Genomic DNA, 18,230 nt, shown 5'->3' with positions numbered 1-18,230 from the left:
AGTTATGGAATTGAAACGGAATATATACCAAAAGCTGCTTAGATGGAAAGAAGAAAATACAGGCAGGGTTCTGGAACTTAAGGGGGCCAGGCAGGTTGGCAAGACCTATATTCTAAAGAAGTTTGGAAAAGAAAATTTCCAGAAGATGATTTATATTAACATGGCAGAATGGTCTGGAGATATTTTTTTAAAATGTTTAGAAACTGCAACAGATTGGAAACCGGGTGAGCCATATCTGGAGCATCCACTGCAGGAAGCATTGAAACTATACGACCAGACATTTACAGATGATAAAGAGACAGTCATTATTATAGATGAGATTCAGGAATCTGCACAGGTTTACAACCAGATTCGTACATTTGCACGGGAATTTCAGGCTTATGTGATTGTGGCAGAAAGTTATCCGGGGAAAATATCACAGTCGGATTTTTTCTTCCCTGTGGGCGACGTTGATTCTATGAAAATGGAAGTGCTGACCTTTGATGAATTCCTGGACGCTTTTGGAGAACGTAAGCTTTATGAAGCCATCGACCTTTATGGAAAAGGAAAATCCGAAGATTATGAAAAGCTGATGTCTTATTATGAGGTCTATCAGAAAATCGGTGGATATCCGGTAGTAGTCGTGTCTTATGCAGAGGAAAAAGATCTGGATAAGTGCTTCGGCATTATAAAAGGACTCATGGAGGTTTTTGAAAATGAGTCCAAAAGATATTTAACGGATATTGCAGACGTGAATCTGTTCCAGAAGCTTTTTCATGCGATTGCTTTGCTGATGATACAGGAGAAACAGGGGGTGCGCGACCTGACTTCTGAATTGAGCAAAATTGCTTATCAGGAAGAAAGTGGACGCATGACGAAAAAGATGGTGAATCATGCCATAAGCTGGCTGCAGGAATCACACATGCTCGGATATGCTTCGAAAGCTGTAGACTGTGATTATAAGCAGATAAAAGATAACAGTCGTTATTATTTCTTGGATATGGGAATCGCTTATTACTTCCTAAGCAGGACAGGTGCGCCTTATGAAACGGTTAAGGGACTTCTGGCAGAGAATTTTGTATATCTCGCTCTAAGACGCAGAATTGAAAATATCTTTGAGATTGCAGGAATCGTACCTTGGTTTGCGGCTTTTGAGAAAATTCATGGAGACCTGGATTTTTATGTAAGAAGTCTACTGGATTATAAGGATTACGGTATTAAAGTGAAGGGTACAGATGCAGAAGCAAAAACTGCAAGGAAGCTGGTGGAAGATAAGAAGGTCGACTATTTGTATCTTTTGAAGGATGAAGTAAAAGACAGAGTCGATGATGGGAAGATATTTACAGTGCCGCTTTGTCTGGCAGATAGGCTTATATTTGGGATTCAGTAAAAAGGAAAGAGAATAACAAACGATTGGAGAAGCAGGGAGATGTATGATTATGAATGGACAGATGAAGAGATATAGAGAAAGTCTGGCAAGAACATCAGAACCGATTTTGCTCAGTCAGTGCCCTCGGATAAAATTGGATTTAAGAGGCATGATGAAATATGCAAGAAGTAATAGGAAAAAGGTCATGGAACTGACAGAGGTTGAAAGGAAGCTCTTTATTTTATAAGTTCCTTTTCGGAATTGTATATCTGCTGAATAAGGATAGTTATGCCTTGAAATGGGCATGAAAGAATTATATATTGTAAATATTAATTAGTTAGATAATCGAAATTTGTAAATAAAGAATACATAACACGATTTGGGAGGGATTCAATGAAAATTATTTTTTCATCACTTAAAAATTCCGGTATATTTGAGGATGATTTCATGTACCTTTCAGAACAGAATGGAACAATAGAATTTAAACGAATGCAAACGGCTGGAGGCATCGCAGTTGTTTACGCTCCGAATGGGACAGGAAAAACCAGTTTTGCTAACCTACTTTCCATGGAGGTGTCTGAAGAAAAAAGCTCTTTTTATGCTACTGACGAACATGGAAACATAATCACACCAGAAACAAAATCTTTCCATGTGATACAGGATCAACTTAATAGAAATGTTATTCGTGGAGAAACCACTGATTACTTAATTGGAGCACAAATTCGCAGAGAATATGAATTGAGGGATCAAATCAATTCATTATTTAAAAGTGCTTTTGAGAATCTTGCTTCAAAATATAAAAAAGAATTTAACGTGTCAAAAGTTAAGGATTATCTTTTAATTCAGATGCAATCCTTAACAGACCAAATTCATCAGGCAGCTTATCCCTATATTCGCAGTATTGTAAATTCAAAACAACATGGAAAAGATATTGATAGAACATCATTTGTTACATTTATTCGTAATAATGAAAATAGACCGACCATACCGGAACTAAATGATGAAAAAAAGTTATTTGTTGTTACAGATTTATCAAAGGCAAAAATCATAGAAAAAATTCTTTCTATTAACCCGGATGAGGTCATAACTGATGCAAATGTCATTTTAGTTGAGCGACATGATGATGCGATTGAAATATTGAATAAATACCATTCTCTTGATAGCTGTATAGTTTGTGATAATCCTTCTTTTAATGGTGATGCACTTCTTGAAAGGAAAAAAGGAAACAGAAAATATATCTACGATAATCTCGATAAAAAAACAAAAGATATTCTTGATAAAATCGTGCGTGATAGTTCTCTAATTGGTTCAGATCCTTTTGATATCAAAAAAATCGTTGGTGCATTTATTGCAGGTCAAGATTCTACATACCTAATAGAATTACAACGGGAATTAACAGCATATGTCAACAGTATAGGCAACGAAATGATAGACGAGCTATTTCACTGCTTTGATGGTACGAGTTTATTTAATGATTTTGATGAATATGCTCAATTAGCCGAGACGCAGCCACAACTCGACTCAGAAGAACTTTTATTTATCGAGAATGTTATAAATGAAAATATTGGAAAAAATATTACGATTGTTAGAGATGAAGACAACGATAGAAACTACAAATTAAAAATAGGAGATAAAGATTTACTCGGTACAGAACGCAAAGAAATGGAACTTAGCACAGGCGAACAGAATTTTATTTCGTTAGCATTTGAGCTACTTCTGGCAAGACATTCCAACAAGGACTATATTGTCATGGATGACCCTATTTCCAGTTTTGATTCTGTATATAAGAATAAAATTGCTTTCTGCATTATTAAGTTCTTGGAGAATAAGAAACAGATTATTCTTACACATAATACAGATTTAATCCGTTTATTAGATGTTCAACTTAATAATTGTTTTAATCTTTATATTTTGAACAATGTACATGACGGAGAAAACGGATTTATTCCCGTGTCTGAACGAGAAAAGAAATTGCTAATTAATCTTCATTATTTGATAGCATTTTTCCAGAATAATAATAACGAATTGATAGAATCACTTCACAATAGAAGGCAATTTCTTATGGCTATGATTCCATTCATTCGTGGATATGCTCATATCTGCTTAGATCCAGAAGATTACTATGGAAAGTTATCGGGTATTATGCATGGATATGGCACCGAAAGTTTGGATATAATTCCAATCTATAATAAACTTTTTGGAAATGTGTTTGAGGGTTCAGAAATTATTGGCGTAACTGATGTTCTTGGAATAGATTGTAATAATTTGGATATGCTTGATAGAGTGCGTTTCCCGTTACTTGCAGACACACTTGAGCAGACACTTGTATACTATCATCTCCGCATGAAAGTTGAAAAAGAATTAGTGGATATTTTCAATCTTCACCCAAACGACATGACAATGTTAAATCAAATAATTCAGCAAGCATTCAGGTGCCAAAAAACAGACCTAAACTACGAACGAATGAGAGAGTTTAGAGTATTTTTTACAAGCAGGAAAACCCTTCTTAATGAGTTTAATCACTTTGAGGGTAATATGAATATATTTCAACCAGCAATTGATATTACAAAATCAGCACTCCGAAAAGAAATAGCCGAAATTGAAGCAAAATTAATAGAAATTAGGAATTTTGAAAATAGATAGCGGATTTGTTATTACGTAAATCAGCGTTCATAAAAGGAAATAAACATTCTATGGAAAAAAAATTGAAGTGTAAATTGTGTGGAGAATTTTTTAATGACAAAGAAATGAGTGAAGAACACTATCCTGCTCGGAGTGTTGGTAATGAAGATATTGTTGCACTTAATATTACCAAAATGCTTGACTCTTTACAATCTGAAGAAATGCGAGAAAGAATAATAAATAAACTTTCTAATGGTGAAAGTATTGAACGGATTTCGGGCGAAATATTTGACAACGAATTAGCAGAATCATTATACCCATGTGGTCGCACTGCAAGGACACTTTGTAGAAAGTGCAATACTTTTTTAGGGAAATACGATGAGGCATATTTAAAGTTTTTTTCACTTGATGGTGAAGCAAAAGCTATAAGAGGTTTTAGTAAAAATACAAAACTTTATATAATAAAATCAATCTTTGGTAAGTTTATTTCGATTCCAGAAGCAAAGAATGAAAATTTTGATTTCCTTGATTTTCTTAAGAATGAATCGGCGACAGAATATTCTGGAAGGTGGAGAATATATTTTGTCAAAAGGGATTTTAGTAGTGACCTCATGGGAATGAAGGATATTGAGACTGGAAAAATAGAGTTTGAAGAGGGAGTTGTATATGAGTTATCCGATAACAAATTCATATATAATCTTATGAACTTTGAAAAACACTCATGTTTTGAGATGACAAATTTGTTTGATATATTAAAAAAAGATTACATATTAGTTAAAGGCGTAGGGAGTAACGGAGGATACCATGCTCAAATTTTAATGACTCGTTTATTTTCAGAGTTGATTTAAAGAAAAATGTGAACTTCATATAGGGAAATACTGATTGATTCCAGTTCATATGAAGAATGTGTGGAAAAAAGTATTGGATGCTTATTTCCACAAAATTGAAGCAGAAGGATAAGTGATAGTATGTCTGCAGAAATGGAGATACTGTTAAAGCAGTACACAAAAGAGATTGAAAAAATATACGGAAATCTTTTGAAGTCAGTTATCTTATATGGCTCCTATGCCAGAGGTGATTACACCACAGATTCAGATGTAGATATTATGATTCTGCTTGATTTGGATGACATGGAGATTAAGCAGTTTCGGCATGAACTGTCCAGTGTAACCTACGATTTTAATTTGAAATACGATATAGATATTAAGCCTATAGCAAAAAGTAAAGTTCATTTTGAAAAGTGGATGGATACATATCCATTTTATGCGAATGTAATGAAAGAGGGAGTAAAGTTATTCCATGCGACATAAAAGGGAAAACTTTATGCCCCAATTTTCAGAAATAAGTGCGTAAAGGATAAAAAGATGATATACTATTATTGAATTTAATTTTAGGCTCATTGGAAGAGGCGGTATTGGTGGAATCAGCAGAAAAAGAGAGATATAAAGAACAAGAAAAAGTTCTGCTTTTAAATTTGGATAAAGGAATAGATGATTTGGAACAAGAGAGAGTATATTCTCATGCTGAGGTGATGGAGTATATACGGGGAAGGATGAAAAAAGAAAAGGAAGATGCGAAAATTAACTGCTGAAATAATTGATAATATTATGTGGGAAACCACAGAAGCGGTAAAAGAGCTTATGAAAGACGATCTCGTGGAAGTAATACTGTATGGTTCCTGTGCCAGAGGCGATTATACAGAGGATTCCGATGTGGATATAGCCCTTCTTACAAAGAGTAATCGAATAGAGTCACAGAAATATAATGATGGACTTGCAGCTATTGCAACAGAATTTGCAATGGAGTATTTTGCGGTGGTAAATTTTATCTGTATTCCATATGGGGAATTTGAAGAGAAAAAAGAATGGTATCCTTATTTTAAAAACATTGAAGCAGAAGGAAAGATATATGCAGTGCCTTATTTTAGGGCGGATAGACTTGATTTTCAAATTTAGTAATAAGCTAATTGGATGATAAAGGGAAAGGAGGAAGCTGTTTTGTCAGATGAAACAAAGAATGTTATTGAGCAATTTGTAACAGATGTAAAGAGCTGTTTGGGAAGCAGCGTAAATAGCATGATTGTATTTGGCTCTTATGCAAGAGGCGATTATAATGAGAATTCTGATATTGATATTCTGATATTGGTCAATCTTTCTGAAACGGAGATTAAGAAGTACGAAGATCAGGTTATAGATTATGCATTTGATTTGGAATTGGAATATGGTAAATGCCTTTCTCCGATCATTAAAAATCAGGAAATATTCGATTATTGGTCTGATACCTTGCCGTTTTACCGGAATATTAAAAGAGAGGGAGTACGGGTGGCATGACAGATAAGCAAAGAGATTTAAGTGTTTACAGATTTTCACAGGCAGAGGAAACACTACAGAGTGCGCAGTTGTGTGAAAATATGAAGTTTTATAAAGACGCTATTAACAGAGCCTATTACTCCGCATTCTATGCGGTGAAAGCGGTTTTGGCAATTTCGGATGTGGATTTTAAGCGTCATAAAGATGTGGTGGCATATTTTAATCAGCATTATGTGGCAACGGAAATATTTGAAAAAGAATGTGGACGGAAGCTTGCTAAGCTGCAGAAAAAGAGGGAAGCAAGCGATTATGATGATTTTTATATAGCATCTGCTGAGGAAGCGCACCAGCAGATCGAATCAGCCGCCTATATTAACAAGGCGGTAAAAATGTTTTTAATGCATAAAGAAGTGTTGAAAAAATAACTGCTGAAAGTTATTTTACCTCGATAGGTCAATCCATAGGTCAATTTCCCTATCCCGAAAAAACGAACCATTGAAAATCCACGGCTGATAGGTCCTCGAACAACGGACTCTGACTCCGTCATTTCAAGGTTCGAATCCTTGTAGCCCTGGTAAAAGGAATCTCTTGTGAGGTTCCTTTTTTGTTGTATATAGCCAAATGACAGCGCACTGTTTACAGTGCGCTGATATAGGCTTCCAGTTCCTTTAAGTTCCTGGGGATTTTCCATTCTTTCTTTAAAATTCCTTTTGCGCAGAGACTGTCGAACAGCTCCAGCACGGCAGGCTGGGTGAGGTTGGTCTCCTTAAGGGCAGAGGTGTCGGTAAAGACCTCCTCCGGCGTCCCGGATTTCAGAACCCTTCCATCCTTGAATAAAAAGATTTCATCGGCCCAGGCGAAGGCATAGTTGACGTCGTGGGTTGACATCAGTACCGTGATACCCTGGGCGGTCAGCTCGTCTACGATGTGGTTCACCATGGCGGTATGCTTGGGATCCAGGGCCGCTGCAGGCTCGTCCAGAATGATGATATCCGGGTGCATAACCAGGATATCGGCGATGGATACCTGCTTCTTCTGGCCGCCGCTTAAGGCGTGGGTCGGCTTGTGGCGGAAGGGCGTGATTTCCAGGTAATCGATGACACGCTCTACCTCGTCCTTTGCCTGTTCTTCGGAAACGCCCAGGTTCAGAATACCAAAGGAAATTTCCTGATAAACGCTGGCGGAGAAGAGCTGGTTGTCCGGATCCTGGAAGACGATGCCTACCTTCTGGCGGAGCTTTAAAAGCCCCTGCCGGGAATAGTCATAGGGTTCGCCGTTCAGATAAAGCATTCCCTTAGAGGGACGGTGAATGCCGTTGCAGCAGAGAAAAAAGGTGGACTTTCCAGAGCCGTTGGCTCCCATAAAGGCAATCTTTTTCCCGCGGCCGATTTCCAGGGAAAGACCGTTCAGGGAATGTGTTTTTTCATCATCATAGGAGAAGTACAGATTCTCCGCTTTCAAAATAATATCGTTCATGGTATCGAAATTCCTTTCCTAATATGGAAGGCTTAGAAGCAGAATTTTTCTGCCAGCAAAAAAGCGTAAAGGGCCAGCTCGAAAAGCACAATGGCTGTAATTTCCTTTCCTGCGGGCGGATAGGTCTCATTGAGCACCCGGATCGTGCCGTCGTAGCAGCGGGATTCCATGGCGTCGTAGAGGGCGTTGGATTTCTTGATTGCACGGATAAAGAGAGCCGAGGCCAGGGCGCCGAAGGATTTCAGGGAGGTCCGGTAATCCTTATTGCCCAGGCGGGAATTCTGGGAGGTGCGCAGGTTGGACGCAATCTCCAACAATACAAAGATATAACGGTAAATCAGAAGCATCAGCTCAAGGATAATGCGCGGACAGCGCATAACCCGCAGTACATTTAAGATATCCGGCATGGGCGTATTGAAAGAAAGAAAATACAGGCAGGATACGCTGGCCAGGGCAGTCAGGATAAGCTGTATGGCATAGTGGAGGGAAGCCCTGCTTCCGGTCAGCCAGACAGAGCCGATTTTCCAGGCAAAAAGATCAAGGGGCGTCCGGGAAAAATTCAGGACAATGGCCAGAGTGCTGAAAAACAGGAAAACCAACGGTACGGTCATGAAGTGGAGATAACGGGAAAAAGGGATTCCACCCTTTTTTACGGTGAGAATCCCTGTAACAGCCAGCACAATGCAGGCCACGGCAATGGAGCGGCTGATGACGCACGCCAGAAGCGTGAGCACTGCAAAGATAAATTTTTCTCCGGCATTTACGTAGCGCAGCCGGGAATTATAGCAAAGCTTATCAATGACGATCATTTATTTTCCCATTTCTTACGTTCTACAAAACGGCCCATGCAGAAGGCCAGAATGCCTACGCCGATACCGGTCTGGACACAGAACAGCATGCTTTCTACTTCTCCGGGCAGCTCGCCGCCGATGAGACGCTCCAGAATGGGCTCAGTCCAGGGCTCATAGGAGGAATCCACTTCCTCAACAACCGTGCTTCCGGCGTCGTCGGAGCCGCCGAACTCGGCGTCCTTCAGCGCGAACAGCGGAATAAAGGCAATCAGGATGACTGCAAGGATCAGTGCGATTACGGTACTCTTTTTCATTTACTTGTCCTCCTTTAAAAATCCGATGGCGCGAAGCTCCGGCTTTGCATAGGATTCCAGGGCGGAAATGATGAGAACGGTCAGGATTCCCTCGATGACTGCCAGCGGAATCTGGGTAGGAGCGAAGACCGCAAGGAATTTCAGGCAGGCGGTACCAATGGTAGTATCTGCGTGATGGGCAATCGCCAGCTGGAAAGCGGTTACACAGTAGGTAAACAGGTCACCCAGGGCTGCAGCCAGGAATACGCTTACATTCTTGTTCAGCTTTATCTTCTGACAGAGCTTATAGATACCGAAGGACACGAAGGGGCCGGCAACAGCCATGGAAAAGGTGTTGGCGCCCAGAGTGGTCAGTCCGCCGTGAGCCAGCAGAATCGCCTGGAATAACAGTACGATAATACCTAAGATGCTGACAGCAGAGGGTCCGAAGAGCAGAGCGCCCAGACCGGTTCCGGTCATATGGGAGCAGCTTCCGGTTACGGACGGAATCTTCAGAGATGAGATGACAAATACAAAGGCGCCTGCCATGGCAAGCAGTGGAAGAGCCTTCCGGTCAGCCTTTAAGGTCTTCTGGATGGAACGGAAGCCTGCCAGAAGGAACGGCAGACAGACAACGCCCCAGGCTACACAGAAGCCTGCGGGAAGGTAGCCCTCCATGATGTGCATGGCATTTGCGCTGGGCGCGATTCCGAAGGCCAGAATGAAGGCTGCGGAAGCGGCAATGTAGCGTTTGGTACTTTTCTTCATAACACAAAGTTCTCCTTTAGCATAAAATAATGTCTTTGAAACGCTGTTGTTCCAGTATATCTTACTGATAATTTTTGTCAATAAGCCATAGGGGTAGGGGTATAGGGACAGAGGAAGCGCTTGTGTTTTCGCGGGTGTTTCGCTATAATAAATACGAAACGCAGACGGATAAGAAGGAGCGTAATATATGTATTCATTTAAAAGCCGGGTCCGCTACAGCGAGGTGGGCGAGGATAAAAAGCTGTCGCTGAACAGTATCATTAATTATTTCCAGGACTGCAGCACCTTTCAGTCGGAGGAGCTGAACAATGGAGTGGAGCGTCTGGAGAAGCTGCACCGGGTCTGGGTACTTTCTTCCTGGCAGATCGTCATTGAGCGTTATCCGGATCTCTGCGAGGAGATCGAGACAGGCACCTGGCCCTATCATTTCAAAAATTTTATGGGCTATCGCAATTTTGTCATGCAGGACAAGGAGGGAAAGCGGCTTGCCTACGGAAACAGTCTCTGGAGCTTCCTGGACACAGATACGGGACTGCCGGTCCGGGTGCCGGAGGATATCGAGAAGGCATACGTGCTGGAGGAGAAGCTGGATATGAAGTACGCTTCCCGGAAGGTTCCCATGCCGAAGGAGGGAGAGACCGGAGAGCCGTTTCCCGTGCAGAAGCACCATCTGGACACCAACCATCATGTGAACAACGGTCAGTATATCCAGATGGCCCGGGAATATATTCCCGAGGATTTCCCGATCCATCAGCTGCGGGCGGAATATAAGAAATCAGCGGTGCTGGGGGATATGATTTACCCGGTGACGGCCCTGGAGGACGGCCGCTATACGGTGGGGCTCTGCGACGAGCTGGGCCGGCCCTACGCGGTCGTAGAACTATCGTAAATATTACTTAAGTAAACTTCAACAGGACACTGTTCCGCGAGGTGTTTTGGCATGTATATGCCAAAATCCCGAGTTATGCCAGCGCGAGATTATGCGTATAGCATAATCTCTGTGCATTACGGAGCGGTCTCCTGTGAACGAAGAGAACAGGAGGACGGAAACACACATGATTGAATTAGGAAAGAAACAGGAATTAACCGTAATAAAAAGAGTAGAGTTTGGCGTCTATCTCGGAGAGCAGGAGGGCGCGGAGGAGCGCGTACTGCTGCCGAAGAAGCAGGTGCCGGAGGGGACGGAAATCGGTTCCCGGCTGACTGTTTTTGTATACAAGGATTCCAAGGATCGTCTGATCTCCACCACCCATGAGCCAAAACTGGAGCTGGGCGGACTGGCGGTCTTGAAGGTGGCCCAGGTAGGGAAAATCGGCGCCTTTCTGGACTGGGGACTGGAAAAGGATCTGCTGCTGCCCTTCCGGGAGCAGACCCGACGGGTACATGAGGGGCAGGAAGTTCTGGTGGCCCTCTATATCGACAAGAGCAGCCGGCTCTGCGCGACCATGAATGTATACGAATATCTGGAGCTTTCGTCTCCTTATAAGAAGGACGATCGGGTCACAGGAACCGTCTACGAGATCAGCGAGGAGTTCGGCGCGTTCGTAGCGGTAGATAACCGTTATTCCGGTCTGGTGCCCCGGAAGGATTTCCATGGGGACGCGAAAATCGGCGATATCGTAGAAGCCCGGGTGACCGGCGTCCATGAGGACGGCAAGCTGAACTTAAGTCTCCGGGAAAAAGCCTATCTGCAGATGGATGCGGACGCGGAAAATGTGCTGAAGGTGATCGATGAATTTGACGGAGTCTTGCCCTTTACAGACAAAGCGTCACCGGAAGTGATCGAGCGGGAACTGCATTTAAGCAAAAATGCGTTTAAAAGAGCGGTGGGAAGACTCTTAAAAGAGGGCAAAATAGAGATAACGGAAAAGAGTATCCGCAGAAAAATGTAAAAATTGTTAAAAAATCTTTAAAAATTAAAATAGTGCTTTCCAAAGCCGGATTTTGCGGTTATAATAGGGAAAGAAAAGAAAGGGGTGAATCAGAATGAAAGTACAGAACATTACCGATATCGATAAATTCTTCAAGGTAGTAGACAGCTGCAAGGGTAAGGTTGAGCTGGTTACAGGCGAGGGCGACAGACTGAACCTGAAGTCAAAGCTTTCCCAGTATGTATCTATGGCAAACATCTTCTCCAACGGAGAGATTCCGGAGCTTGAGATCATCGCATACGAGAAGGAAGACATCGACAAATTAGTTTCATTTATGATCAATGGTTAAAGAATAAAACGAGGTATCCGTTCCGCTGGAACAATACCTCGCTTTTTTCTGCCCTTTTTTACGAAATCCCGTTAATCTGTTTTTCGTTTCCGATATACAGTCCGGAAAATTCCAACAACAAGAACGATAACTGCAAATCCTCCTGCGACGCCTACAAAAAGCAGCTTCCGGGAAGAACCGCCCGGCGCGGACAGAGCCGCTTTCGGGGGCGTGATGCCCTGCCGGACAATGGCCACCCGGTGGACAGCCTGGATACAGGTCCGGGCTGAGGTGTACATAGCCTCCCGGTATTCAGTGTCCTTTGGCTGCCAGTCTGCGTATCCGGCAGCGATATCTTCGGCGGTGACTGCGCCGGAGCCGCAGTCGGTATAATTCTGCACAAGCTTACGGTAAGAGAGCTCTTCGGCCCGCCTGCCCCGGTTCAGCTGCTCGATGGCCCGGGCGTATTCCTGGGTCGGATTCTCCCGGAGATTGGCGATATTGACGCCGGAAGCAAAATCGGAGCCGGTGTAGCTGCCAAGAATCCGGCCGTCCATATAGAGATCATAGGTTGCGTCCGGATCCAGATCAGAAACCCGGATCATTTCCCGGTTCATCCGATCCAGAATATGCAGGGTCTCGTCGGCTTCAAAGTATTCGTGGGAAACGCCCATGGGAAGACGGTTTGCACGGTAATCATAATACAGATAATCGTCCTTATAATGTAAATGGGACACTTCCGCGTCGGAGGAAAGGAGACTTCCCTTCTGAATATTTACCTGTGAAACCTCCGTCAGAGCGCCCTGCTCTTCCAGAATGAGATAAGCCAGATAGATTTGTCCCGCAGTGTTCAGGTGAAGCAGATCCTCCAGCATGATATCGGAAGCTTTCTGTTCTTCAGAAAGAGAAGCGGCCAGTTTATTTAAGGGATATTGCAGCTCCAGCAGGTGAACCTGTTCCTCTGCCGCAGTATCACGGATAACATCAGAGATACGGGTAAAGCCCTCTTCTACCCGGGCTCGGGCTTCATTTTTGGACTGGTAGTCCTCATCGTCTGTTCCGAAACGGAGCCCGTCCGGAACAGGGAGGGTTGCGATGGCGATGTGATCGGCGAGGACGCCGCCCTGCTCCAGGGTATGCAGGAAGGCTTCCAGGTTGGCCTGGTAATCCACCAGATTTTCTTCCCGGGCGTCGCTTCCTTCCGGATACAGATCCGGATCCTCGTACAGGTATTTTTGCAGATCGTTGATTCCGTATTCTACCACGGCGTCCGTCAGGCCACGGGCAGCCGGATCCACCTGATACAGATCCAGAGCGTGGGTCAGCCGCGCGCCGCCCACGCCCAGATTACGGAGCTCCAGCTTCGTATCCGGCATATGGGTTACATAATAATTATATAAAACGTGTGTGTAATTGATTTCTGAGTATTCCGCATGGGTAATGCTGTCTCCCCAGAAGCCCAGCACGCTGCCGTCGGTCAGAGCCGGAGCGCCCAGAGAGGAAACGGTCAGTCCCGCGGTTAAAAGACAGGTGAAAAACGGATGCAAATTCAGTACCTCTTTTTCTATGATATGAGTTTTATTATAGGGGGCGTCCGGGTTTACTTCAAGCTCTTTTTTTGTTATAATATGGCAAGCTTTAAGGGAGGAAACACATTCATGAAGAAATCAAAATACGCCGCGTACGCCCCGGCGGTTCTGCTGGCGCTTCTGGGCCTGGTTCTTATCTGGCGGGCATTTTACGGCGTGAATTATAATGATGAAATGTATTACGCAGACTGTCTTTACCGTCTGTACCGGGGGGACGTGTATCTGGTGCAGGACTGGCAGATGCATCTGATGTCCATGATCCCGGTGTATCCGTTTTATGTGCTGTTCCGGCTGGTGCGAGAATCCAATGAAGGCGTGATCCTGTATCTGCGGATTCTGTATGTGATTTTTCAGACGGCAGTGGCCTGCTTTGTGTATCTGCGGCTTCGGAAGCGGGAAAGGGGCGCGCTTCTCGTGAGCCTGGTTTATCTGCTTTTCACGCCCTTTAACATTGCGTCCCTGTCCTACAATACACTGGGAATCGGCTTTGCCCTGCTTTCCTTCTGCATACTATGTACGCAAGAGGAAAAGCACCCGGTGAGAGATCCGCTGCTTTGCGGTATCTGCGCCGCCTTCTGTATCCTGGCCAATCCCTTTGCCCTGGTGCTGTATCTCCTGTATGGCGCGGTTCAGATACTACGGGTGGCTGTAGGACGGGAAAAGAAGCTTCTGGTTCCGTTCTTCTGGATGAGCGTGGGAGCCTTCGCAGTATTTCTGATTTTCTGTCTGATGCTGTATCAGAGAGCGTCCCTGGGTGAGCTGCGGCTGACATTTTCTTACAATTTTCACATTCCCGGCTACGAGCAGAACGCGGGTCAGTGGATGCGGAAATTTACCTCTTATTTCGGAAAATTATATCCGGAATATAGGTATCTCTTCTGGGTAACCGGCGGGGCGCTGCTGCTTTCCTGTCTGGATCGGAAGTGCCGGGAGCACGCGTTTGCTTATGTGCTTCCGGTGGCGGCGCTGGCGGGCTTCTACCTCTGGTATCACGGTTTTTTACAGCAGCGGGTGCCGACAAACTTCTGCATGGTGCCTCTGTCCCTGACAGGACTTCTGTGCTTCCGTCTGCTGAGAAAGAAGGACTACCGATATCTCGGACTGTGGTTTGTGCCGGGAATCCTCTATTCCCTGTGCTCCCATTTCGCTTCGGATACGGGAATTCTCTGCATTACCTCCTGTTACGTGCTCAGCAGCTCCGTCAGCGCGCTGTTTCTGGCACAGTTCATTCAGGAGCAGAGGGAAGCTCTTGGAAAATGGGGCCGCGGTGCGGCGGTCTGTGCTGCGCTGCTTCTAATGCTTCAACTGGGAATTTCAGGAAGCTTAAGAATTGCGTTTTTTTATAATGAAGCGCCGCTGTCCGAGCTGACTGAAAAAGTGACGGACGGTCCTGCCAAAGGCCTCTATACGACCTCCGGCATGGCAGAATTTCATTCGGAACGCGTGCGGGAGCTGGAGTTTCTGCAGCTGACAGAGCAGGATGTCCTGCTGGTCATGAATATGGAGCCATGGGCGTACCTCTGCACGGACGCGGCAGTGGCCAATTATACCTGCTGGGGTGAGTTTTACGATTCCCTGTATGACGTCTATCAGTTTTTCTTTCCCCGAAAGACGCCCACGGTAGTGTACTGTACAGATTATGAGGAGAGTATGCGGGAAAAGCCGGAGCTGATGCAGAGATACCTGGACGCAGGCTACGAGATGACAGATCTGGGAACCTCGGTGGTGCTGCGAAAACCATAAAAAGTTGGCGTAAAAACACGGGCAGATTTCCTATATCCAGATGTCCGCCTTTTCGAGACATCGGTATGAATGGAACGGACTTGAGTCCGGGCCAGGCATACCGATGTAACGAGAAACGGGCGAACATGGGATATGGAAATCTGCCCGCATTTTGTTGCAACAATATCTTTAGTTTGAGCAATTTTTGTAATATAGAATCAGCAGCCCCTTCAGCAGCAGATCATCGTCCAGGATCATGTGGTGTCGGCACAGGGGCGCGATGACGCCTGCCAGACCTCCGGTGGCGACCACCGTACAGGTGGTTCCAAGCTCCTCGTTGATCCGGTCGATCAGACCGTCCAGAGCTCCGGCATTTCCGTAGAGAATGCCGCTTTTCATGGAGTCCACCGTATTGCTTCCGATGAGCTTCTTCGGCTTCTCCAGAGAGATATAGGGCAGCTGGGCCGCCTTCCCGGACAGGGCGTTCAGAGAAACGGCCACGCCGGGCAGAATCATTTTTCCGATATAGGCCTTATCCCGGTTGATGACAGAGACGGTGGTAGCCGTACCCATGTCGATGATAATCTGAGGGACAGGATAGCTGTGGACGCCTGCCACCGCGCCTACGATCAGGTCGCTGCCCTGCTGGGCCGGGTCGTCTACGGCCAGTTTGATTCCGGTTTTGATACCGGGTCCCACCACCAGCATCCGGGCGCCGGTGAATTTCTCGGCTGCCTCCCGGACTGTATTGGTCACGGAAGGTACCACGGAGGAAATAATGCCGCCCCGGATCCGGGAGGGTTCGATTTCATGCAGATCCAGCATTTCCCGGATAATGGTAGCGTATTCCAGCGAGGTAGAATCCTGCTCTGTGGAAAAACGCTCCAGAAAGAGAAGCTGGTCTTTGTGAAAACAACCCATGACAATATTCGTATTTCCGATATCAATGGTGAGTATCATCATTTCCTCCTAACTGCTCAGTGCCTTCGCAGTTATGATGCAAAATCCATGAGAATCGACTTCGTCGATGGGATTTTGCACTCTCAAATCATTTTTATACGCCTTCAGCAGCAAGTGCTTCAGGCTGTGATATAGTTTAAATAGAAAGGGTTTAATCGCGGTTAATGAGGCCTGCCTTCAGAAGGGCGAAGCCCACGGCGCCTGTAATAATGGTAGAAGAAACCATCTCGCAGACGGCGTTGATGCCTACGAAGCTGCAGACAAACAGAATGATATTTTTACCGCCGATGAGTCCCTGCATATATTCGGTATTGCCGAACAGGACAACCAGTGCGGTCATGAAAAACAGCGTATTTAAAAATGCGGAGAAGAAGCCGGTTACGAAGCAGCCTACGCGCGCGTTGGAAGCCTTCTTTACACCGCGGAAGATATAACCCAGCAGAAGTCCGTCCAGGAGACGGGGAATAAAACGCTGGATAAATGCCAGTACGGGATTGATGCCGAAGAGTACGACACCCATGGCGCTTACACCGCCCACACCGATGCACTGTAAAAAGCTGGTCAGTCCAAATACGGCTCCCGCGGCAGCTCCGCCTGCAGGTCCCAGGGTAATGGCAGCCAGTGCGACAGGGATCACATTGAACGAGATAGCCAGAGGCCCGATGTTCAGGTATCCCAGAGGCGTATAAGCCATCAGAAGTAAGATGCCGGTCAGCAGTCCGAGAATGGTTAGCTGCCGTGTTTTGTTAGATGTTTTCATATTCAGTTTTCCTCCTTGTTATTATTCCGCATACGCGGATACAATACAATTACGGGGTAATGATAGCATAGGAAAATCCGTAATTCAAGCAAATAAAAAGTTCGGGGGCCTTTGTATTGAAAAAAATGCGAAATTCCCCTATAATCAAGGGGAATAAAACGGGAGGAATGACAGATGACATTGGATAAAAATACGTTAAAAGGAAAGACCGCGGTACTGGGCGTAACAGGAAGTATCGCTGCATATAAAATCGTAAATCTGGCGCGGATGCTCCGGAAACTGGGGGCCAACGTGCAGGTACTGATGACGAAAAACGCTACGGAATTTATCACGCCGCTGACCTTTGAGCAGCTGACGGGCAATAAATGCCTCATCGACACCTTTGACCGGAATTTCCAGTACAGTGTGGAGCATGTGGCGCTGGCAAAGCAGGCGGACGTGGTGCTGGTAGCTCCGGCCTCTGCCAACGTGATCGGCAAGATCGCGAACGGCATTGCCGATGATATGCTGACTACTACGGTCATGGCCTGTCCCTGCAAAAAAATCATTTCCCCGGCCATGAACCACAATATGTACCACAATCCGATCGTCCAGGATAATCTGGAGAAGCTGGCCCGCTTCGGCTATGAGATCATTCCGCCGGAGACCGGTATGCTGGCCAATGGGGACAGCGGCGACGGACGAATGCCCGACGAAAGGCTGCTGCTGGAATATATTCTGAAGGAAATTGCCTGCGAGAAGGATCTGGCAGGGAAAAAGGTGCTGGTGACTGCGGGAGCCACCCGGGAAGCCATCGATCCGGTACGCTTTATCACCAATCATTCTACCGGGAAAATGGGCTTTGCCCTGGCCCACGCAGCCATGCTCCGGGGCGCGGAGGTGACGCTGGTGGCAGCCCACACGGAGGCGGAAGCGCCACTGCTGGTGAATGTGGTGCGTGTAACCTCAGCGCAGGATATGTTCGAGGCTGTGAAAGAGCGTGCGGAGGAGTCTGATGTGATTATCAAAGCCGCTGCAGTGGCGGATTATACGCCGGCGACCACCGCAGACCATAAGATAAAGAAGGCCGAGGGCGGACTTTCCATCGAGCTTACCAGAACCCGGGATATCTTAAAATATCTGGGCGAGCACAAAAGGGAAGGCCAGGTGCTCTGCGGCTTCGCCATGGAGACAGAGGATCTGCTGGCCAACGCGAAGAAAAAGCTGGAGAGCAAACACTGCGATCTGATCTGCGCCAACAGCCTCCGGAAGACGGGCGCGGGCTTCGGAACCGACACCAACTGCGTGACGGTGCTGAGCCGGGAAGGGGAACGGGAGCTTCCGCTGCTTTCCAAAGAAGAGACGGCCCATGAGATTTTGAACGAGATCTGTAAAAAACTGGGATAAGGAGACT

General features: G+C 45.5%; 21 protein-coding genes. 14 read left to right on the top strand and 7 right to left on the bottom strand.

Annotated elements, in window-relative coordinates; translation table 11 throughout:
• Positions 1 to 4: 4 nt before the first annotated feature.
• From ACTNCH_RS03490 to ACTNCH_RS03450, 9 genes are all read left to right on the top strand, one after another.
• A complete protein-coding gene (locus tag ACTNCH_RS03490; RefSeq protein ID WP_441014734.1) occupies positions 5 to 1,369 on the top strand; it encodes an AAA family ATPase in 1,365 nt (454 codons plus the stop codon).
• 49 nt (positions 1,370 to 1,418) lie between these two features.
• The gene (locus ACTNCH_RS03485; RefSeq protein ID WP_441014735.1) at positions 1,419 to 1,595 is read left to right on the top strand and encodes a hypothetical protein; all 177 of its coding nucleotides are present in this window, start codon (positions 1,419 to 1,421) and stop codon (positions 1,593 to 1,595) included.
• Positions 1,596 to 1,741: 146 nt separating this feature from the next.
• Positions 1,742 to 3,991 carry an AAA family ATPase gene (locus ACTNCH_RS03480; RefSeq protein WP_441014736.1) on the top strand — a complete coding sequence of 750 codons (2,250 nt, stop codon included), beginning with the start codon at positions 1,742 to 1,744 and terminating at the stop codon, positions 3,989 to 3,991.
• A gap of 50 nt (positions 3,992 to 4,041) precedes the next feature.
• Positions 4,042 to 4,818, top strand: coding sequence for a hypothetical protein (locus tag ACTNCH_RS03475; RefSeq protein WP_441014737.1), 777 nt, complete (start codon positions 4,042 to 4,044; stop codon positions 4,816 to 4,818).
• 120 nt (positions 4,819 to 4,938) lie between these two features.
• On the top strand, positions 4,939 to 5,280 hold the full coding sequence (locus ACTNCH_RS03470; protein WP_441014738.1) for a nucleotidyltransferase domain-containing protein: 342 nt from the start codon (positions 4,939 to 4,941) through the stop codon (positions 5,278 to 5,280).
• Positions 5,281 to 5,387: 107 nt separating this feature from the next.
• Positions 5,388 to 5,561 carry a hypothetical protein gene (locus tag ACTNCH_RS03465; RefSeq protein WP_441014739.1) on the top strand — a complete coding sequence of 58 codons (174 nt, stop codon included), beginning with the start codon at positions 5,388 to 5,390 and terminating at the stop codon, positions 5,559 to 5,561.
• A complete protein-coding gene (locus tag ACTNCH_RS03460; RefSeq protein WP_441014740.1) occupies positions 5,542 to 5,925 on the top strand; it encodes a nucleotidyltransferase domain-containing protein in 384 nt (127 codons plus the stop codon). Before ACTNCH_RS03465 ends, ACTNCH_RS03460 begins: the two co-directional genes overlap by 20 nt.
• A gap of 42 nt (positions 5,926 to 5,967) precedes the next feature.
• A complete protein-coding gene (locus ACTNCH_RS03455) occupies positions 5,968 to 6,300 on the top strand; it encodes a nucleotidyltransferase domain-containing protein (RefSeq protein WP_441014741.1) in 333 nt (110 codons plus the stop codon).
• On the top strand, positions 6,297 to 6,704 hold the full coding sequence (locus tag ACTNCH_RS03450; protein WP_441014742.1) for a HEPN domain-containing protein: 408 nt from the start codon (positions 6,297 to 6,299) through the stop codon (positions 6,702 to 6,704). Before ACTNCH_RS03455 ends, ACTNCH_RS03450 begins: the two co-directional genes overlap by 4 nt.
• 211 nt (positions 6,705 to 6,915) lie before the next feature.
• Here ACTNCH_RS03450 and ACTNCH_RS03445 read toward each other — a convergent pair whose 3' ends face one another.
• The 4 genes from ACTNCH_RS03445 to ACTNCH_RS03430 are packed head-to-tail and all read right to left on the bottom strand — an operon-like array spanning position 6,916 to position 9,607.
• Positions 6,916 to 7,755 (bottom strand): energy-coupling factor ABC transporter ATP-binding protein, encoded by an 840-nt coding sequence (locus ACTNCH_RS03445; protein WP_440320802.1) that lies wholly within the window; start codon positions 7,753 to 7,755, stop codon positions 6,916 to 6,918.
• 32 nt (positions 7,756 to 7,787) lie between these two features.
• Positions 7,788 to 8,564, bottom strand: coding sequence for a cobalt ECF transporter T component CbiQ (cbiQ, locus tag ACTNCH_RS03440; protein ID WP_441014744.1), 777 nt, complete (start codon positions 8,562 to 8,564; stop codon positions 7,788 to 7,790).
• Entirely contained in the window at positions 8,561 to 8,860 is a 300-nt protein-coding gene (locus ACTNCH_RS03435) for an energy-coupling factor ABC transporter substrate-binding protein (protein WP_441014746.1), read from the bottom strand. Before ACTNCH_RS03435 ends, cbiQ begins: the two co-directional genes overlap by 4 nt.
• Positions 8,861 to 9,607, bottom strand: coding sequence for an energy-coupling factor ABC transporter permease (locus ACTNCH_RS03430; RefSeq protein WP_441014748.1), 747 nt, complete (start codon positions 9,605 to 9,607; stop codon positions 8,861 to 8,863). It abuts the gene before it with no gap.
• Positions 9,608 to 9,794: 187 nt separating this feature from the next.
• Between ACTNCH_RS03430 and ACTNCH_RS03425 the strand changes: the two genes are divergently transcribed.
• The 3 genes from ACTNCH_RS03425 (at position 9,795) to ACTNCH_RS03415 (ending at position 11,827) form a co-directional block, all read left to right on the top strand.
• Positions 9,795 to 10,496 (top strand): acyl-ACP thioesterase domain-containing protein, encoded by a 702-nt coding sequence (locus tag ACTNCH_RS03425; protein ID WP_178039974.1) that lies wholly within the window; start codon positions 9,795 to 9,797, stop codon positions 10,494 to 10,496.
• Positions 10,497 to 10,662: 166 nt separating this feature from the next.
• Positions 10,663 to 11,499 carry a CvfB family protein gene (locus ACTNCH_RS03420; protein ID WP_441014751.1) on the top strand — a complete coding sequence of 279 codons (837 nt, stop codon included), beginning with the start codon at positions 10,663 to 10,665 and terminating at the stop codon, positions 11,497 to 11,499.
• Between the two features lie 94 nt (positions 11,500 to 11,593).
• Positions 11,594 to 11,827, top strand: a complete 234-nt coding sequence (locus ACTNCH_RS03415; RefSeq protein ID WP_087163641.1) for a polya polymerase — start codon at positions 11,594 to 11,596, stop codon at positions 11,825 to 11,827.
• A 71-nt stretch (positions 11,828 to 11,898) separates the two neighbouring features.
• Here the strand turns inward: ACTNCH_RS03415 and ACTNCH_RS03410 are convergent, their stop codons facing one another.
• The gene (locus ACTNCH_RS03410; protein WP_441014753.1) at positions 11,899 to 13,353 is read right to left on the bottom strand and encodes a GDSL-type esterase/lipase family protein; all 1,455 of its coding nucleotides are present in this window, start codon (positions 13,351 to 13,353) and stop codon (positions 11,899 to 11,901) included.
• Between the two features lie 111 nt (positions 13,354 to 13,464).
• Here ACTNCH_RS03410 and ACTNCH_RS03405 point away from each other — a divergent pair, with 111 nt between their 5' ends.
• On the top strand, positions 13,465 to 15,138 hold the full coding sequence (locus ACTNCH_RS03405) for a DUF2142 domain-containing protein (RefSeq protein ID WP_441014755.1): 1,674 nt from the start codon (positions 13,465 to 13,467) through the stop codon (positions 15,136 to 15,138).
• A 168-nt stretch (positions 15,139 to 15,306) separates the two neighbouring features.
• Here ACTNCH_RS03405 and ACTNCH_RS03400 read toward each other — a convergent pair whose 3' ends face one another.
• Together ACTNCH_RS03400 and ACTNCH_RS03395 are read right to left on the bottom strand one after the other, a co-directional pair.
• On the bottom strand, positions 15,307 to 16,077 hold the full coding sequence (locus tag ACTNCH_RS03400; protein ID WP_441014757.1) for a type III pantothenate kinase: 771 nt from the start codon (positions 16,075 to 16,077) through the stop codon (positions 15,307 to 15,309).
• A gap of 151 nt (positions 16,078 to 16,228) precedes the next feature.
• The gene (locus ACTNCH_RS03395; RefSeq protein ID WP_441014759.1) at positions 16,229 to 16,837 is read right to left on the bottom strand and encodes an ECF transporter S component; all 609 of its coding nucleotides are present in this window, start codon (positions 16,835 to 16,837) and stop codon (positions 16,229 to 16,231) included.
• 174 nt (positions 16,838 to 17,011) lie between these two features.
• Between ACTNCH_RS03395 and coaBC the strand changes: the two genes are divergently transcribed.
• The gene (gene coaBC, locus ACTNCH_RS03390; protein ID WP_441014761.1) at positions 17,012 to 18,223 is read left to right on the top strand and encodes a bifunctional phosphopantothenoylcysteine decarboxylase/phosphopantothenate--cysteine ligase CoaBC; all 1,212 of its coding nucleotides are present in this window, start codon (positions 17,012 to 17,014) and stop codon (positions 18,221 to 18,223) included.
• Positions 18,224 to 18,230 lie beyond the last annotated feature (7 nt).

The organism is Candidatus Merdisoma sp. HCP28S3_D10, assembly GCF_052065835.1.
Classification (GTDB): Bacteria; Bacillota; Clostridia; order Lachnospirales; family Lachnospiraceae; genus Laedolimicola.
The sequence above is the reverse complement of the archived record's forward strand: the minus strand, read 5'-3'. Positions and strand labels throughout refer to the sequence as shown.

Bases quoted from the DNA above. Each gene is read 5' to 3' on its own strand.
- ACTNCH_RS03490 (WP_441014734.1), top strand. From the start codon at position 5: ATGGAATTGAAACGGAATATATACCAAAAGCTGCTTAGATGGAAAGAA.
- ACTNCH_RS03485 (WP_441014735.1), top strand. From the start codon at position 1,419: ATGAATGGACAGATGAAGAGATATAGAGAAAGTCTGGCAAGAACATCA.
- ACTNCH_RS03480 (WP_441014736.1), top strand. From the start codon at position 1,742: ATGAAAATTATTTTTTCATCACTTAAAAATTCCGGTATATTTGAGGAT.
- ACTNCH_RS03475 (WP_441014737.1), top strand. From the start codon at position 4,042: ATGGAAAAAAAATTGAAGTGTAAATTGTGTGGAGAATTTTTTAATGAC.
- ACTNCH_RS03470 (WP_441014738.1), top strand. From the start codon at position 4,939: ATGTCTGCAGAAATGGAGATACTGTTAAAGCAGTACACAAAAGAGATT.
- ACTNCH_RS03460 (WP_441014740.1), top strand. From the start codon at position 5,542: ATGCGAAAATTAACTGCTGAAATAATTGATAATATTATGTGGGAAACC.
- ACTNCH_RS03450 (WP_441014742.1), top strand. From the start codon at position 6,297: ATGACAGATAAGCAAAGAGATTTAAGTGTTTACAGATTTTCACAGGCA.
- ACTNCH_RS03445 (WP_440320802.1), bottom strand. From the start codon at position 7,755: ATGAACGATATTATTTTGAAAGCGGAGAATCTGTACTTCTCCTATGAT.
- cbiQ (WP_441014744.1), bottom strand. From the start codon at position 8,564: ATGATCGTCATTGATAAGCTTTGCTATAATTCCCGGCTGCGCTACGTA.
- ACTNCH_RS03435 (WP_441014746.1), bottom strand. From the start codon at position 8,860: ATGAAAAAGAGTACCGTAATCGCACTGATCCTTGCAGTCATCCTGATT.
- ACTNCH_RS03430 (WP_441014748.1), bottom strand. From the start codon at position 9,607: ATGAAGAAAAGTACCAAACGCTACATTGCCGCTTCCGCAGCCTTCATT.
- ACTNCH_RS03425 (WP_178039974.1), top strand. From the start codon at position 9,795: ATGTATTCATTTAAAAGCCGGGTCCGCTACAGCGAGGTGGGCGAGGAT.
- ACTNCH_RS03420 (WP_441014751.1), top strand. From the start codon at position 10,663: ATGATTGAATTAGGAAAGAAACAGGAATTAACCGTAATAAAAAGAGTA.
- ACTNCH_RS03415 (WP_087163641.1), top strand. From the start codon at position 11,594: ATGAAAGTACAGAACATTACCGATATCGATAAATTCTTCAAGGTAGTA.
- ACTNCH_RS03405 (WP_441014755.1), top strand. From the start codon at position 13,465: ATGAAGAAATCAAAATACGCCGCGTACGCCCCGGCGGTTCTGCTGGCG.
- ACTNCH_RS03400 (WP_441014757.1), bottom strand. From the start codon at position 16,077: ATGATACTCACCATTGATATCGGAAATACGAATATTGTCATGGGTTGT.
- ACTNCH_RS03395 (WP_441014759.1), bottom strand. From the start codon at position 16,837: ATGAAAACATCTAACAAAACACGGCAGCTAACCATTCTCGGACTGCTG.
- coaBC (WP_441014761.1), top strand. From the start codon at position 17,012: ATGACATTGGATAAAAATACGTTAAAAGGAAAGACCGCGGTACTGGGC.